Genomic DNA, 13,034 nt, shown 5'->3' on the forward strand with positions numbered 1-13,034 from the left:
GGCTACCCATGGCTGGAAAGCTCTGGCTCACCACATCCGCCGCTGTCCTGCTGTGGGCCGGCGCAGCCCAAGCTCAGGATCTGGCCGCGCCCGCCGCTGCCGACCCGCAGGCGAGCCAGCTGGACGAAGTCGTCGTCACCGCCGAGCGCCGTACGTCGAACCTGCAGACTACCGCCGTCGCGGCTTCGGTCCTGAGCGGCGAACAGCTGCAGGACAAGGGCGTCTCGAACATCGAGACCCTGCAGTTCTCGGTGCCGTCGCTGACGGTCCAGAACTCGGGCCAGGGCAACAGCTTCAACATCCGCGGCATCGGCAAGACCGAGAACAACTCCTCGGTCGGCGTGGGCGTGATCACCTATCGCGACGGCGTCGCGGTCTTCCCGGCCTACTTCCAGAACGAGCCCCTGTTCGACATCCAGAGCCTGGAAGTCCTGCGCGGTCCGCAGGGCACCTTCGCCGGTCAGAACGCTACCGGCGGCGCGGTCTTCATCACCCAGCGCAACCCCGATTTCGACGGCTTCGGCGGCTATGTCACGGCCCAGGCCGGCAACTACAGCGACTTCCGCGTCAACGGGGCGGTGAACCTGCCGCTGTCGGACACCCTGGCGGCGCGGATCGCCTTCAACAAGGAAACCCGCGACAGCTTCTATGACGTGATCGGCACGCCGAGCCGCGGCGAACCGGGCGTTCTGGACACCGCCAGCGTGCGCGGCAGCCTGCTGTGGACGCCGAACGACCAGGTGCGCGTGCTGCTGAAGAGCGACTACACGCACCACGACATGGGCGGCTATCCGACCAGCCCGATCGCCTCGCCGCTGCCGCTGCACACCATCGCCACGAACGGGCCCTACGCCTCCGTGGACGAGACGGCGCGCACGGTGCTGAACGCCAGCTACCAGTTCAACAACGGCATCACCCTGCGTTCGATCACGGGCGCCCAGTACGGCACGACCTATATCCGTTCGGACGCCGACGGCACCGCGACCCTGCCCTTCACCTTCTATGACGAGGTCGAGCAACGACTGCTGTCGCAGGAACTGACCCTGGTCTCGCCGGACGAAGGCCGCCTGACCTGGATCCTGGGCGCCTACTACCAGGACGACCTGATCACCTTCCCGCCCGGCCAGTTCGTGACGACTCAGTATGTCTCGGCCGCCCTGCCGATCCTCTATGACACCCTGCTGGAAGGCGAGAACCCCAAGACCACCTCCGCCGTGTTCGGCCAGGTGACCTATGACCTGACCGACGCGCTCGAGCTGCAGGTCGGGGCCCGCTACACCCGCTCGACGGTCGAGAACCGCGCCAGCCTGGCCGCGCCCCTGCTGGGTCTGCGCCTGACGCAGAACGACCGCAGTGAGGAAGACGCCGTCACCGGCAAGGTGGCCCTGAACTGGACGCTGGACGAGAACAACTTCCTGTACGGTTTCGTCGCCAAAGGTCACAAGGCCGGCGGTCTGAACGGCCCGAACCTGGCCTTCATCGCGCCCAAGCCGTTCGAGGGCGAAGACGTCATCGACTTCGAGGCCGGCTGGAAATCGACGATGTTCGACGGTCGTCTGCGCACCCAGCTGGGCGGCTACTACAACATCTACCAGAACTTCCAGATCAACATCGGCGACCCGACGACCCCGGCGATCACCTCGATCCTGAACGTCACCGACGACACGATCATCTACGGGGTGGAGGCTTCGGCCCAGGGCCGGTTCGGCAATCTGGGCTTCGACTTCGGCCTGTCGCTGTCGAGCTCGGAACTCGGCCGGTTCTTCGCCGCCGATCCGCGCCGCGCCCGCACCGGCGTCTGCGACCAGAACAACGGTCCGGCCAGCGGCAACTGCGTCAATCTGGAAGGCAACGCCCAGACCTATGCGCCGGAAATGACCCTGAGCGCCGGGATCGAGTACGACTTCGCGCTCGGCCAGGGCACCCTGACGCCGCGTATCGACTACAGCCACATCTCCGACAGCTGGGCGAGCATCTTCGCCAATGCGGCGCTGGGCGACCACCTGACGGAACGCGACATCGTCAACGCCCAGGTGACCTACAGCCAGGGCGACTGGAAGCTGCAGGCCTATTCCACCAACCTGACGGATCTCGAGTACATCGCCTCGGTGAAAGCCGGCCAACGCTATGCCGGCGCCCCGCGTCAGTACGGCGTGCGCCTGACCCGCAACTTCTAAGACGCGGGAAACAGTAGAGTGACAGCGTCCCCGTCTGGATCGATGCAGGCCTACGGTCTGACCGTCGACCGGTTCCTGGACCATGCCGCCAAATGGCATGGCGAGGCCTCGGTCGTGACCGCCGGCATCGAGGGCGGGGACGCCGTCATCGGCTATGCGCCGCTGAGGGAGCGGGCCAACCGCCTCTCGGGCGCCTTCCTGGATCAGGGTTTGCGACCGGGCGACCGGATCGCGACCCTGGCCTGGAACACCCAGCACCATGTCGAGGTCTGGTACGGGGCCATGGGGGTCGGCATCGTCTGCCACACCCTGAACCCCCGTCTGACCGTGGCCCAGTTGGCCGCGATGATCGTGGAGGCGGACGACCGCATCCTGATCGTCGGTCAGGGTCTGGGCGAGATGGGCCGGTCACTGATGGCCGCCTGCCCCGGTCTGCAAAAGCTGATCCTGATGGACGGCGACGTGGCGCAAGGGCCGCGCGAGATCGCGCTGGACGATTTTCTGAAGGCGAACGGACGGCCGGCGGACTGGGGCCTATTCGACGAACAGAGCCCGGCCGGTCTGTGCTTCACCTCGGGCACGACGGGGGCGCCCAAGGGGGTGCTCTATTCCCACCGCTCCAACTATCTGAACACCCTGCGCTGCCTGTCTGCGGACTCGCTGGCGCTGAGCACCTCGGACGCCGTCCTGGTAGCCGTGCCCATGTTCCATGCCAACGCCTGGGGCCTGCCGTTCGCGGCAGCGGCGGTCGGGGCGCGGATGGTCCTTCCCGGACGGGTGACCGGGGGCGAGGCCCTGACGCGGCTGATCAATACGCACGGCGTGACCCTGGCCATGGGGGTGCCGACCGTCTGGCTGGGTCTGGTCGATCATCTGGATGCGACCGGCGAGGACGTGTCGAGCCTGAAGCGGATCGTGGTCGGCGGATCGAGCATTCCGGAGGCCCTGCTGAAGCGGCTTGAGGAACGCCTCGGCGTCACGGTCCAGACCAGTTGGGGCATGACCGAGCTGTCGCCCATGGGGACGCTGTCGCCGCCCGCGACGACCCCGCGCGCGGCCGTGGCCTCGGGCCGAGCCTCCATGGGTCTGGACATGCAGCTGTTCGATGCGGAGGGCGTGGCCCTGCCCGAGCAGCGCAATGTCGAGGGCCGGCTGAAGGTGAAGGGGCCGAGCGTCGTCGAGCGCTATTACGGCCATGCCGAGACGGCGCTGGACGCCGGCGGCTGGTTCGACACGGGCGACCTGGCCATCATCGACGACCACGGCAACCTGACCATCTCGGGCCGGGCCAAGGACCTGATCAAGTCGGGCGGCGAGTGGATCAATCCGGCCGAGATGGAAGACATCGTCGGCGCCCTGCCCTCCGTCGGACTGGTGGCCGTGATCGGTCGGTCGGATCCGAAATGGGGCGAGCGTCCGGTCATGGTGATCGAGCCGCGTCAGGGTCATGCGGTCAACGACAACGAGGTGATCGCGGCGCTGAAGGGCCGGGTCGCCGACTGGTGGATCCCCGATCGGATCGTCTCGGTTCCGACCATGCCCCTGGCCGCCACGGGCAAGATCAACAAGATCGAGCTTCGCGCCGTCTACGGAGCGACCTAGGGTGGGCGCAGATTCCCTCACCCCACCCGAGCGACCGGCCCAGGCCCGCCCGAGGGTGCGTATCAAGGCCGCCTCCATGTCCGACACGACCGCTCCGAAGGCCGCCAAGCCTCCGCGTCGATCCAAAGCCGAGCAGCGGGCCGAGAGCCTGGAGCTGATGCTGGACGCGGCCGAGGAGCTGTTCTCGAAACACGGCATGTACGGCGTCACCTTGAAGGATGTGGCGCAGAAGATCGGGGTGCACACCTCGCTGATGCACTACTATTTCAAGGACAAGCAGGACCTGTTCCATCAGGTCGTGAAGCGCCGGGCGCCGATCACCATCGGCCGCCGTGTCGAGGCGATGAAACGCTACGCCGAGGAGACGGGCGACCACCCGACGGTCGAAGGCGCCCTGCGCGCGTTCCTGGACACCGACCTGAACCTCTACATCGAGGGCGGCGAGGGTTGGCGGAACTACGGGGCGCTGGGCGGCCAGCTGAACAACACCCCCGTCTGGGGCGCCGAAGTGATGTGGGAGAATTTCGATCCCGTCGTCCTGCAACTGATCGACCTGTTGAAGAGGGCCATGCCGGACGCGGAGCTGGAGGACATCTTCTGGGGCTATCACTTCGTGACCGGCGCCCTGACGCTGTCGCTCGCCCGAACCGGCCGGATCGACCACCTTTCGGGCGGCCTGTGTCAGTCCGAGGATTTCGAGGCGATCAAGGCGCGCATGGCCAAGTTCATGGCCGGCGGCTTCATGGCCATCTGCAAACAACGCGCTGAAGACAGAGCCTCCCAATGAGCAAGTTCGCCGGACTGCCCGTCGCCCATCGCCCGGAAGACCTGGGCTTCGACTCGGGGCGGCTGGCGCGACTGGATCGCTATATGGCCGAGATGGTCCGGACGGGCCGGGTCGCCGGGGTGTCCACCCTGATCCTGCGTCACGGCCAGGTGGCGGCGATGCAGACGCACGGGTCGCCGGTGCTGGGCGGCGACAAGCCCCTGACGACCGACGCGGTCTTCCGCATCTATTCCATGACCAAGCCGATCGCGGCGACGGCCATGATGATCCTGTTCGAGGAGGGCCACTGGACCCTCGAGGATCCGATCACGAAATTCATTCCCGAGTTCGCCGACCTGAAGGTCTGCACCGGCGTGGGTCCGGACGGGCAGATGACGGTCGAGGAGGCGCGGCGTCCGCCGAACCTGCGCGAGGTGATGAGCCACACCGCCGGCTTCGCCTACGGCCTGTTCCCTGACGCCCATCCGCTGGAGCGGGCCTATCTGGAGAACCGGATCGCACGGCCGGAAGGGGCCCAGGCCTTCGTCGACAGCGTCGCCGCCCAGCCCCTGCTGTTCCAGCCGGGGACGGAGTGGTTCTATTCGATCGCCTCGGGGATCCTGGGCGTCATCGTCAGCCGCATCTCGGGGCAGACCTTCGGCGACTTCCTGAAGGAACGGATCTTCGATCCGTTGGGCATGGTCGATACCGGGTTCGAGACCCGTCCGGACAATGTCGATCGCCTGGTGACCTTCTACCAGGACGACGGGCAGGACGGGCTGAAGGAAGTCACCGAGGTTCTGGCCGCCCCGATCAATCCGTTCACGGCGCCGCCCGAGTTCGAGGACGGCGGCGGCGGGCTGGTCTCGACGCTGGGCGACTACGCCCGCTTCGCCCAGATGATCCTGAACAAGGGCGAGTTGGACGGGGTGCGAATCCTGTCGCCGTCGACGGTCGAGTTGATGGCGACCAACGTCATTCCCGACGCCGTCCTGGCGGTGCGTAACCCGATGCGTCTCCTGGCCTTCAACCCGGCCTTCGGGTTCGGCCTGGGCTTCTCCGTCTTCAACGATCCGCGGAAGCTCGGTTCGACCGAGGGACGCGGCACCCTGGCCTGGGGCGGAATGGGCGGGACCTGGTTCTGGATCGATCCGGAGAACGACCTGGTCTTCGTGGGCCTGATCCAGCGGTTCGCCGACCCGATTTCCGGCGAGTTCCGCGCCAAGGCCCGGACCTTCACCTACGCGGCCCTGACCCGGCCCGAGCTCTAGCCTTCATCCAACGACAGACGGGCCCGAAGGTCCGCATTCGAGGAAACGATCATGACCACGGTAGACGTCGCCGACGACGCCGTTCCCCCGACCGCATTCCGCAAGACGAAGTGGAGCGTGGTCTGGCTTCTGACCCTGACCATCTTCTCGGCCCTGACGGTCGGCGGCCTGCTGGCGCCGATCCAGGAGGCGGTGAAGCTGGACCTGGGCCTCAGCGACTTCCAGCTGGCCATGATCGTCGGCAGCGCCACGGCCATTCCGGCGGCCATCCTGTCCCTGCCCATCGCCTGGATGGTGGATCACCACACACGGACACGCCTGCTGATCATCCTGGCCTCCTTCTGGGTGGTCGGCACGATCGGCACGGCTTTCGCCCAGGACTTCTACAGCCTGTTCGCCGCGCGCCTGATCGCCGGCGTCGGGGCGGCGACCGCCTTCCCGGTGCTGGTCTCCATCCTGGCCGACGTCTGCATGCCCGAGCGGCGCGGCCGGTCGATGCTGCTGATCTCCATCGGCGCCTGGGCCGGCGTGGCGGCCGCCTTCGCCATCGGCGGGACCCTGTTCGGCTGGCTGGAGGCCAATCCGACCGCCCTGGTCCCGGACATGCCGCCGTGGCGTGAAGTCCACCTTATCGTCGGCATCGGCGCGGCCCTCCTGGTGCTGCCGCTCTTCCTGATCCGCGAGCCGGCTCGTCACGAGGTGGAGCAGGCCAACCCGCCGATGAAGGTGGCGCTGAAATCCTTCTGGAAGCGTCGCGCCTTCCTCGGCTGGCTCTATGTCGGCAACTTCGCGGGCGGTTTCGCCGAGGGCGCCGCGGCGCTGTGGATCGGCTCGGTCCTGGTGCGCCAGTACGATCAGTCGCCCGGCGAGTTCGGCGGCTGGGTCGGTCTGGTGATCCTGGCCTCCGGCGTGGTCGGTTCGATCATCGGCGGCTTCACCGCCGACGCCAGCCAGAAGCTGAAGATGCGCGGCGCCATCCTGCTGCCCGCCCTGATCGCCACGGCCCTGAGCATTCCGGCCAGCGCCTATCCGATCATGCCGAACGTGACCCTGTTCGCCTGGGTCCTGTTCGCCCTTCTGCTGGGCGGGACGATCGTCAACCTGGTCAACTCCGCCGCGATCGCGGTGCTGCTGCCCAACGAGGAGCGGGCCACCAGCCTGGCGGCCCTGGCCATCATCGCCAAGATCGTCGGCGGGCCAGTCACGGCCGCCGTGGTCGCCTGGATGACCCTGCTGTTCAAGGGACCGATGGGGCTGGGCCTGACCCTGACCTGGCTGGGCGTCGTCACCGGGGTGATCTCCCTGATCGGCTATTTCCTGGCCATGCGCTACGCCCCGCCGCCGGCGGCCCAGGTCCTGCCCGACGCGGCGGTCGAGACCGCCTGAGGTGACGGACGGGCCCTTCACCCCGGCGGTCGGCATGGTCGATCGGCTGGACTCGAAAGGGTTCGGGCCGAGCCAGGAAGACTATGATTTCGCCGAGGCCTATCTGGCGCCCGGCGACCTCGACCCGGCCTGGGCGGCGCGACTGGCCGATCCGGAACGGAGGGCGCGGCGCGAGGCCCTGGCCGCCGAGCGGAAGGCCCGCGACTGGCCGGCCATCAGCCAGTATCGCGAGGCCAACGAGGCCCTGGCCGGACAGCCGACCGACGTGGTCTTCATCGGCGACAGCCTGACCGAGTTCTGGAGCGTGGCCCAGCCCGACCTGTTCACCGGCGGCATCGTCAACCGTGGCATCAGCGGCCAGACGAGCCCGCAGATCCTTCTGCGGTTCATGGCCGATGTCATCGCCCTGAGACCCTGGGCGGTCCACATCTGGTGCGGCGGCAACGACATGGCGGGCAATACCGGGCCGTCGATGGTGCAGGACTACAAGAACAACATCCTGGCCATGACGGTCCTGGCCCAGGCGCACGGCATCCGGGTCATCCTGGGCGCGCTGACCCCGTTCAACGTGGTCAGCTGGAAACCGGCGGTGGGCGACCTGAGCGCGCGAACGGCGGAGCTGAACGCTTGGCAGACGGCGTTGTGCGCGGAACGGGGCTTCGTGCGGGCCGACTATTTCAGCGTGCTGGCCGGCCCGGACGGTCTGATGAAGCCGGAGTTCCATCGCGACGGGGTGCATCCGACGCGGGCCGGTTACGCCGTGCTGCGTCCCGTGGCTGAAGCCTCCATCGCACGGGCGCTCGGCTAGGCCAGAGCGCCGCCGAGGAAGGACGTCTGGAAGGTCCGCATGGCGCGACGCAGCCCCGCGCCGGTCGAGAGGTCCCGAGGCACGCCCCAGCGGCGGTCGATATGCTGGGCCAGATCCGGGCCGCGCCGATAGCCGACCACGATGGGGCTTGAGCTGTCGTCGGGATTCAGGATGCGGCCGTCCTCGACCCGCATGCCGCAAGACGCGATGGCCGCACGCTGGAAGTTCGGACGGATGCGGCCGCCCGCGAGACCCAGATGGGCGACGACATGGCTGGCGGCCTGATCCAGCCCCGCGCCCGCGCGTGACCGGTCACACAAGAGAAGGACGGTGCGGCAGAAGCGGAGAACGGCCTCGGACGGACCGGCGACGACGTCGGCGATCCGACTGCGGCGGCCGAGGTCGCGGGCCAGGTCTTGACCCATCAGGGTTTCGAGAACCCGCATCTCCGAAGCCGAGGGCGTCGCCCCGCCCGCTCCGGTGAAGAACTCCAGACCGTCCATCGGCCGGCGGAAGGGATCGGCCTGGAAGACCACGGTGCGGATGTCGGCGACGAGCGCCTGGCGGATGTCGCGCCGTTCCTGAAGCAGCTGGGCGAAGACGGCGAACCGGGCGACGGCCGGGTGAGGTTTCCAGTGCAGCAGGCGGTCGGCGGCGACCACCGCCTCCACCCCGTGGGTGGACAGCCAGGCCAGAAGGGTCGGCTTCCGCTCCACGATCAAGATGATCCGGCCCGCGAAGACGGCGCGCAGCGAGCGGACGAAGGGGGCGATCTCGGCCAGGTCGCAGCCGGTCGCCGAGGCCAGAACCGCCTGTCCGGCGCGACCCTCGTCCGGGGCCGGGATCGGGAGCATGTCGCGATGCAGGAAGGTCATGCTCAGACCCCGTCGCAGACCGATCCGGGCTCGCAGCGGTCGCCTGACGACGGCCAGCCCTGAGACGCCACGGCGATGACGATCGCGGCCAGGGCCGCCAGCACCAGATGGGCGGTCTGGAGCGTTCGGGACCCGGCGTAGGGCGTGGGTTCGCGGGTGGTCATGGCGGGGTCTCTCCTGCGATCAGAGGGAAGACGCCGCCGGTTCGCGGAAGCCTTACGGTCGGCGACGCGACTCTATTCCGCCCTAGTTGCAAGGCGGCGCGAGGTGGCGCTAAGGGGCGCGCGAATGGAAGCGTCGTCAGGACATCCGCCCTCGGGCCTGGAAGCGATCTTCGCCGAGATGCGTCCGGCGCTGATCCGCCGCGCCGCCGTCATGGGCGCGGCCGGCGACGCCGAGGATGTGGTTCAGGACGTCTGGCTGAAACTGCGCGGCGTCGAGGCGCCGGTGGCCAGTCCGCACGCCTATCTGCTGAGGATGGTCTACACCGCCGTGCTGGACCGGCGACGGGGGCTGAGGCGGGCGGCGGCGCGGGATGCAGCGTGGCAGAGCCCGGCCAACCTGGCCGAGGACGCGATCGAGACGGCCGATGCGGAGCGGCGGCTGATCGCGGTGCAGACGTTGCAGAAGGTCGAGCAGCGGCTGATCGAACTGGGCGATCCGGCGGCGGCCATCTTCCGCCGTCACCGCATCGACGGGGTCACGCAGAAGAAGCTGGCCGAGGAGTTCGGCATGGGGCTGAGCACCATCGAGAAGCATCTGCGGCGGGCCTATGCCGTCCTTCTGGATCTTCAGGAGGACCGGGCGTGAGGCAAATCGCGAACCGCGGCGTCCTGGAGTCATGGGGATGAGCGGGCACATCGGAAACATCGATCGGGAGGCGCTGGACTGGCTGCTCCGCGTCAACGATCCGGCCTTCGAGGCGTGGGACCACTGGCAGGCCTGGATGGCCGCCGACGCCGCCCATGCGGAAGCCTACTGGCGGCTGGCCGAGAGCGAGGCCGAGGCGGTCGAGGCCCTGAAGGCCATGCCCGTCGTGTCGGTTCAGCGGGTCATGCCCCGCCGGGTGTCCGGCATCCCGCGTCGGTCGGCCATCGCGGCGGCGGTGGCGGTGTTGGCCATCGGCGGCGCCTGGATGGGCTGGAGTCAGAGGGCCCATACCTGGATCATCGAGACGGCCCCCGGCGAGACGCGGACCGTGACCCTGGACGACGGATCGTCGGTGTCGCTGGCCGGCGGGACGCGGCTGGTGCTGGACCGGAAGAATCCGCGCGACGTCGATCTGGAGGCCGGACGGGCCCTGTTCGAGGTCGTGCATGACGAGACGCGGCCCTTCGTGGTGCAGGTGGCGGAGGCGACCCTGACGGATCTCGGCACCACCTTCGACGTGACGCGTCTGGAAGGCGGGGCGCGGGTCTCGGTGTCGGAAGGCGTCGTGCGCGTGGACATGCAGGACGCGACCGAGACCCTGAACGCCGGCGACGGCGCCCTGGCCACCGCGCGTGGCATCGAACGGCGCGAGGTGGCGACCGAGGACGTGGCGGCCTGGCGCGAAGGGCGGCTGTCCTACACGGGCGAGACCCTGTCGGTCGTGGCCGAGGACCTGTCGCGGGCGTTGAACCGGCCGATCGCCGTCAGCCCGCAGGTGGCCGGCCGGCGGTTCAGCGGCAGCCTGACCACCACCCATGCGGCGGACCAGAGGGCGCGGCTGGCGCGGCTGCTGGGTGTCTCGGTCGTGGAGGACGGCGAAGGCTGGCGGCTGGAGCCGTGACGGCGGCGGCGCTCGCGGCCGCCGGGCTGATCGCGCTGCAAGCGGCGGCGCCCCAGACCTTCGACGTCCGCGCCGGCCCCGCCGCCCAGTCCGTGAACCGGCTGGCGGCCCAGGCCGGGATCGACATCGTCATCACCACCGATCTCGCAGGACGGCGGACGCCGGACCTGCGCGGACGCATGTCCGCCGAGGCGGCGCTGGACCGCATGCTGAGACCGCTGGGCGCGCGGGCGGTGCGGATCGGCGAGGGCCAGTATCGGGTCGAGGCGGCCCCCGCCCCCGTGCGACGCCCGACGCCCCGCCCTGCCCCATCGCCCGAGATCGCGCCGACCCTGCTGAGCGAGGTGGTGGTGACGGCCATGCCGCCGGTCGGGCTGAACGACGTCAGCGGCCGGGATGCGGTGGATTCAGGCGCGCTGGAGCGGATGGCGGGCGCGGGCGCCAGCGACGCGGTCGCGGACCTGTCGGCCACGGTGGAATCGACCCGTCAGGGCACGGGGCGGAACAAGCTGTTCGTCCGGGGCCTGGCGGACTCGGCCATGAACGGGCCGCTGCAGGCGACGGTGGGCCAGTATCTGGGCGATCTGCGACTGAACTACGGATCGCCGGACCCGGATCTGGCCCTGATCGACGTGCGCCGGATCGAGGTGTTCGAGGGACCGCAGGGGACGCGGTTCGGGGCGGGCTCCATCGGCGGGGTCCTGAGACTGGAGCCGGAAGCGCCGGCCTTCGGCGAGACCAACGGCCGGTTCGTGGTCGGGGCGGGCGTGACCTCGGGCGGGGCGGCCGGCGGCGAGGCGTCGCTGGTGGCCAACCGGTCGTTGGACGACCGGACGGCGGGGCGGATCGTCGCCTACTCCCGCAGCGAAGGCGGCTTCCTCGACAATCCGACGCAAGGGGTGCGCGAGGCCGATACGGTCGAGACCGTGGGGGGCCGTGCCTCCATCCGCTGGAACAGCGGCGACTGGACCGTCGATCTGGTCGGGCTGGGCCAGCGGGTCTCGGCCGACGACGCCCAGACCATTGCGGTGGGCGAGACCCGGTTCGCCAAGGCCGGGCGGGTGCTGGAGCCCTATCAGAGCACCATCGTCCTGGCCGGGCTGACGGCGCAGAGGCGGTTCGACTGGGGCGCCCTGACCTCGGCGACCAGCGTCTCGCGCCAGCAGTTGAACGAACGGTTCGACGCAAGCCAGCCGATGGACGCCCATCCGTCGCTGGTGGACCGGCGGCAGACGGCGACGACGGTGTCTTCGGAGCTGAGGATCGACACCGCGCCGATCAACGGCTGGACCTGGTCCGGCGGTGCGGCGCTGGCCGTAGGCGAGACTCTGGTGGAGCGTCGTCGGCGCGATCTGTCGCCGACTCCCCGGCCCGACTACGGCGCCGACCTGACCCGGACCTTCACCGAGGCGACGGCTTTCGGCGAAGCGTCGAACTCCCCCATGCCGAACCTGCGGATCGCGGTCGGAGCGCGGCTGTCGGCGGTGAGGATCGACAGCGACGTGGCTATCGTTGAGACGACGTTCTCGCGCGCGGGGCCGGAGATCAACGGCTTCACCCTCCGGCTGACGCCCAGCGTCACGGCACGGTGGGACGGCTTCACGGCCGCCACCCTGTTCGCCCGCGCGGAACAGGCGGTGCGGCCGGCGGGGGTGAACGAGGCGAACGGAGCCTTCCAGAGGTACAACGGCGACCGGGTGACCCTGGTCGAGATCGGGGCGCGGTCGCGGCGCTGGCGCGACGACCTGTCGGGCGAGGTCTCCATCGGCTGGGTCGATTGGCGGGACGTGCAGGCCGACGTGGTGACGCAGGGCGGCGATCTGGTCACCGACAACGTCGGCGACGGGGTGATCCATTTCGTCTCGCTGAAGGGATCGTGGGCGCCGACCGACGCCCTGTTCGTCAGCGGCGGCGCCTTCATCAACGACAGCAAGCTGACGCGGACACGGTTCAGCATCATCGGCGGCGGCACGACCGACATCCCCAATGTCGCGCCGTTCGGGGCGCAGCTGAGCCTCGACTACGACGCGGGGATGCTGGGTCAATTTCCGCTGAGGCTGGGCGCCGACCTTCGCTACATCGGCCAGTCGCGGATCGGGGTGGGCCCCAGTCTGGACGCCCCCCAGGGCGGCTATCTGAGGTCAGAGCTGACGGCGCGGCTGGGCGACGACCGGCGGGCGGCGGTGCTGCGCGTGTCCAATCCGTTGAACGAGGACGGCGTCCGCTACGGCATCGGCTCGCCCTATCAGCTGTCGACGCCCCAGGCCGTGCCGGTGCGGCCGCTGACCGTGCGGTTGTCGTTCGAGGCGGCGTTCTGACGCGGTTTTCCGGTCGGGCGTAAGGCGTTTCGATCCGGACGGCGTCCTTGGTTCATGGCG

At 69.1% G+C, this 13,034-nt stretch carries 11 protein-coding genes; 9 read left to right on the top strand and 2 right to left on the bottom strand.

Annotated features, from left to right (window positions below):
• The first annotated feature begins 8 nt into the window (after nucleotides 1-8).
• From ACETK8_RS17165 to ACETK8_RS17190, 6 genes are all read left to right on the top strand, one after another.
• A complete protein-coding gene (locus tag ACETK8_RS17165) occupies nucleotides 9-2,177 on the top strand; it encodes a TonB-dependent receptor (protein ID WP_374037030.1) in 2,169 nt (722 codons plus the stop codon).
• Between the two features lie 18 nt (nucleotides 2,178-2,195).
• The gene (locus ACETK8_RS17170; RefSeq protein ID WP_374037031.1) at nucleotides 2,196-3,779 is read left to right on the top strand and encodes an AMP-binding protein; all 1,584 of its coding nucleotides are present in this window, start codon (nucleotides 2,196-2,198) and stop codon (nucleotides 3,777-3,779) included.
• A 76-nt stretch (nucleotides 3,780-3,855) separates the two neighbouring features.
• Complete coding sequence (locus tag ACETK8_RS17175) at nucleotides 3,856-4,566, top strand: TetR/AcrR family transcriptional regulator (RefSeq protein ID WP_374037032.1); 711 nt, start codon at nucleotides 3,856-3,858, stop codon at nucleotides 4,564-4,566.
• Complete coding sequence (locus ACETK8_RS17180) at nucleotides 4,563-5,816, top strand: serine hydrolase domain-containing protein (protein ID WP_374037033.1); 1,254 nt, start codon at nucleotides 4,563-4,565, stop codon at nucleotides 5,814-5,816. The genes ACETK8_RS17175 and ACETK8_RS17180 overlap by 4 nt, the downstream gene beginning before the upstream one ends.
• A 51-nt stretch (nucleotides 5,817-5,867) precedes the next feature.
• Complete coding sequence (locus ACETK8_RS17185) at nucleotides 5,868-7,202, top strand: MFS transporter (protein WP_374037034.1); 1,335 nt, start codon at nucleotides 5,868-5,870, stop codon at nucleotides 7,200-7,202.
• Nucleotide 7,203: 1 nt separating this feature from the next.
• Nucleotides 7,204-8,010 (top strand): GDSL-type esterase/lipase family protein, encoded by an 807-nt coding sequence (locus tag ACETK8_RS17190; RefSeq protein WP_374037035.1) that lies wholly within the window; start codon nucleotides 7,204-7,206, stop codon nucleotides 8,008-8,010.
• Here ACETK8_RS17190 and ACETK8_RS17195 read toward each other — a convergent pair.
• Entirely contained in the window at nucleotides 8,007-8,885 is an 879-nt protein-coding gene (locus ACETK8_RS17195; protein ID WP_374037036.1) for a hypothetical protein, read from the bottom strand. The two genes, ACETK8_RS17190 and ACETK8_RS17195, sit on opposite strands and share 4 nt — an antisense overlap.
• 2 nt (nucleotides 8,886-8,887) lie before the next feature.
• Complete coding sequence (locus ACETK8_RS17200) at nucleotides 8,888-9,049, bottom strand: hypothetical protein (RefSeq protein WP_374037037.1); 162 nt, start codon at nucleotides 9,047-9,049, stop codon at nucleotides 8,888-8,890.
• 124 nt (nucleotides 9,050-9,173) lie between these two features.
• On the opposite strand from ACETK8_RS17200, the gene ACETK8_RS17205 reads away from it, so the two are divergent.
• From ACETK8_RS17205 to ACETK8_RS17215, 3 genes are read left to right on the top strand one after another with little or no spacing between them, the layout of a single operon-like run.
• Entirely contained in the window at nucleotides 9,174-9,695 is a 522-nt protein-coding gene (locus ACETK8_RS17205; protein WP_374037038.1) for an RNA polymerase sigma factor, read from the top strand.
• 37 nt (nucleotides 9,696-9,732) lie between these two features.
• The gene (locus tag ACETK8_RS17210) at nucleotides 9,733-10,656 is read left to right on the top strand and encodes a FecR family protein (protein ID WP_374037039.1); all 924 of its coding nucleotides are present in this window, start codon (nucleotides 9,733-9,735) and stop codon (nucleotides 10,654-10,656) included.
• Nucleotides 10,653-12,974 (top strand): TonB-dependent receptor plug domain-containing protein, encoded by a 2,322-nt coding sequence (locus tag ACETK8_RS17215; protein ID WP_374037040.1) that lies wholly within the window; start codon nucleotides 10,653-10,655, stop codon nucleotides 12,972-12,974. The genes ACETK8_RS17210 and ACETK8_RS17215 overlap by 4 nt, the downstream gene beginning before the upstream one ends.
• Nucleotides 12,975-13,034 lie beyond the last annotated feature (60 nt).

The organism is Brevundimonas staleyi (genome assembly GCF_041893865.1).
Lineage (GTDB): Bacteria > Pseudomonadota > Alphaproteobacteria > Caulobacterales > Caulobacteraceae > Brevundimonas > Brevundimonas staleyi.

Coding starts and splice junctions, on each gene's coding strand:
- ACETK8_RS17165 (WP_374037030.1), top strand. CDS start 9: ATGGCTGGAAAGCTCTGGCTCACCACATCCGCCGCTGTCCTGCTGTGG.
- ACETK8_RS17175 (WP_374037032.1), top strand. CDS start 3,856: ATGTCCGACACGACCGCTCCGAAGGCCGCCAAGCCTCCGCGTCGATCC.
- ACETK8_RS17180 (WP_374037033.1), top strand. CDS start 4,563: ATGAGCAAGTTCGCCGGACTGCCCGTCGCCCATCGCCCGGAAGACCTG.
- ACETK8_RS17185 (WP_374037034.1), top strand. CDS start 5,868: ATGACCACGGTAGACGTCGCCGACGACGCCGTTCCCCCGACCGCATTC.
- ACETK8_RS17195 (WP_374037036.1), bottom strand. CDS start 8,885: ATGACCTTCCTGCATCGCGACATGCTCCCGATCCCGGCCCCGGACGAG.
- ACETK8_RS17200 (WP_374037037.1), bottom strand. CDS start 9,049: ATGACCACCCGCGAACCCACGCCCTACGCCGGGTCCCGAACGCTCCAG.
- ACETK8_RS17205 (WP_374037038.1), top strand. CDS start 9,174: ATGGAAGCGTCGTCAGGACATCCGCCCTCGGGCCTGGAAGCGATCTTC.
- ACETK8_RS17210 (WP_374037039.1), top strand. CDS start 9,733: ATGAGCGGGCACATCGGAAACATCGATCGGGAGGCGCTGGACTGGCTG.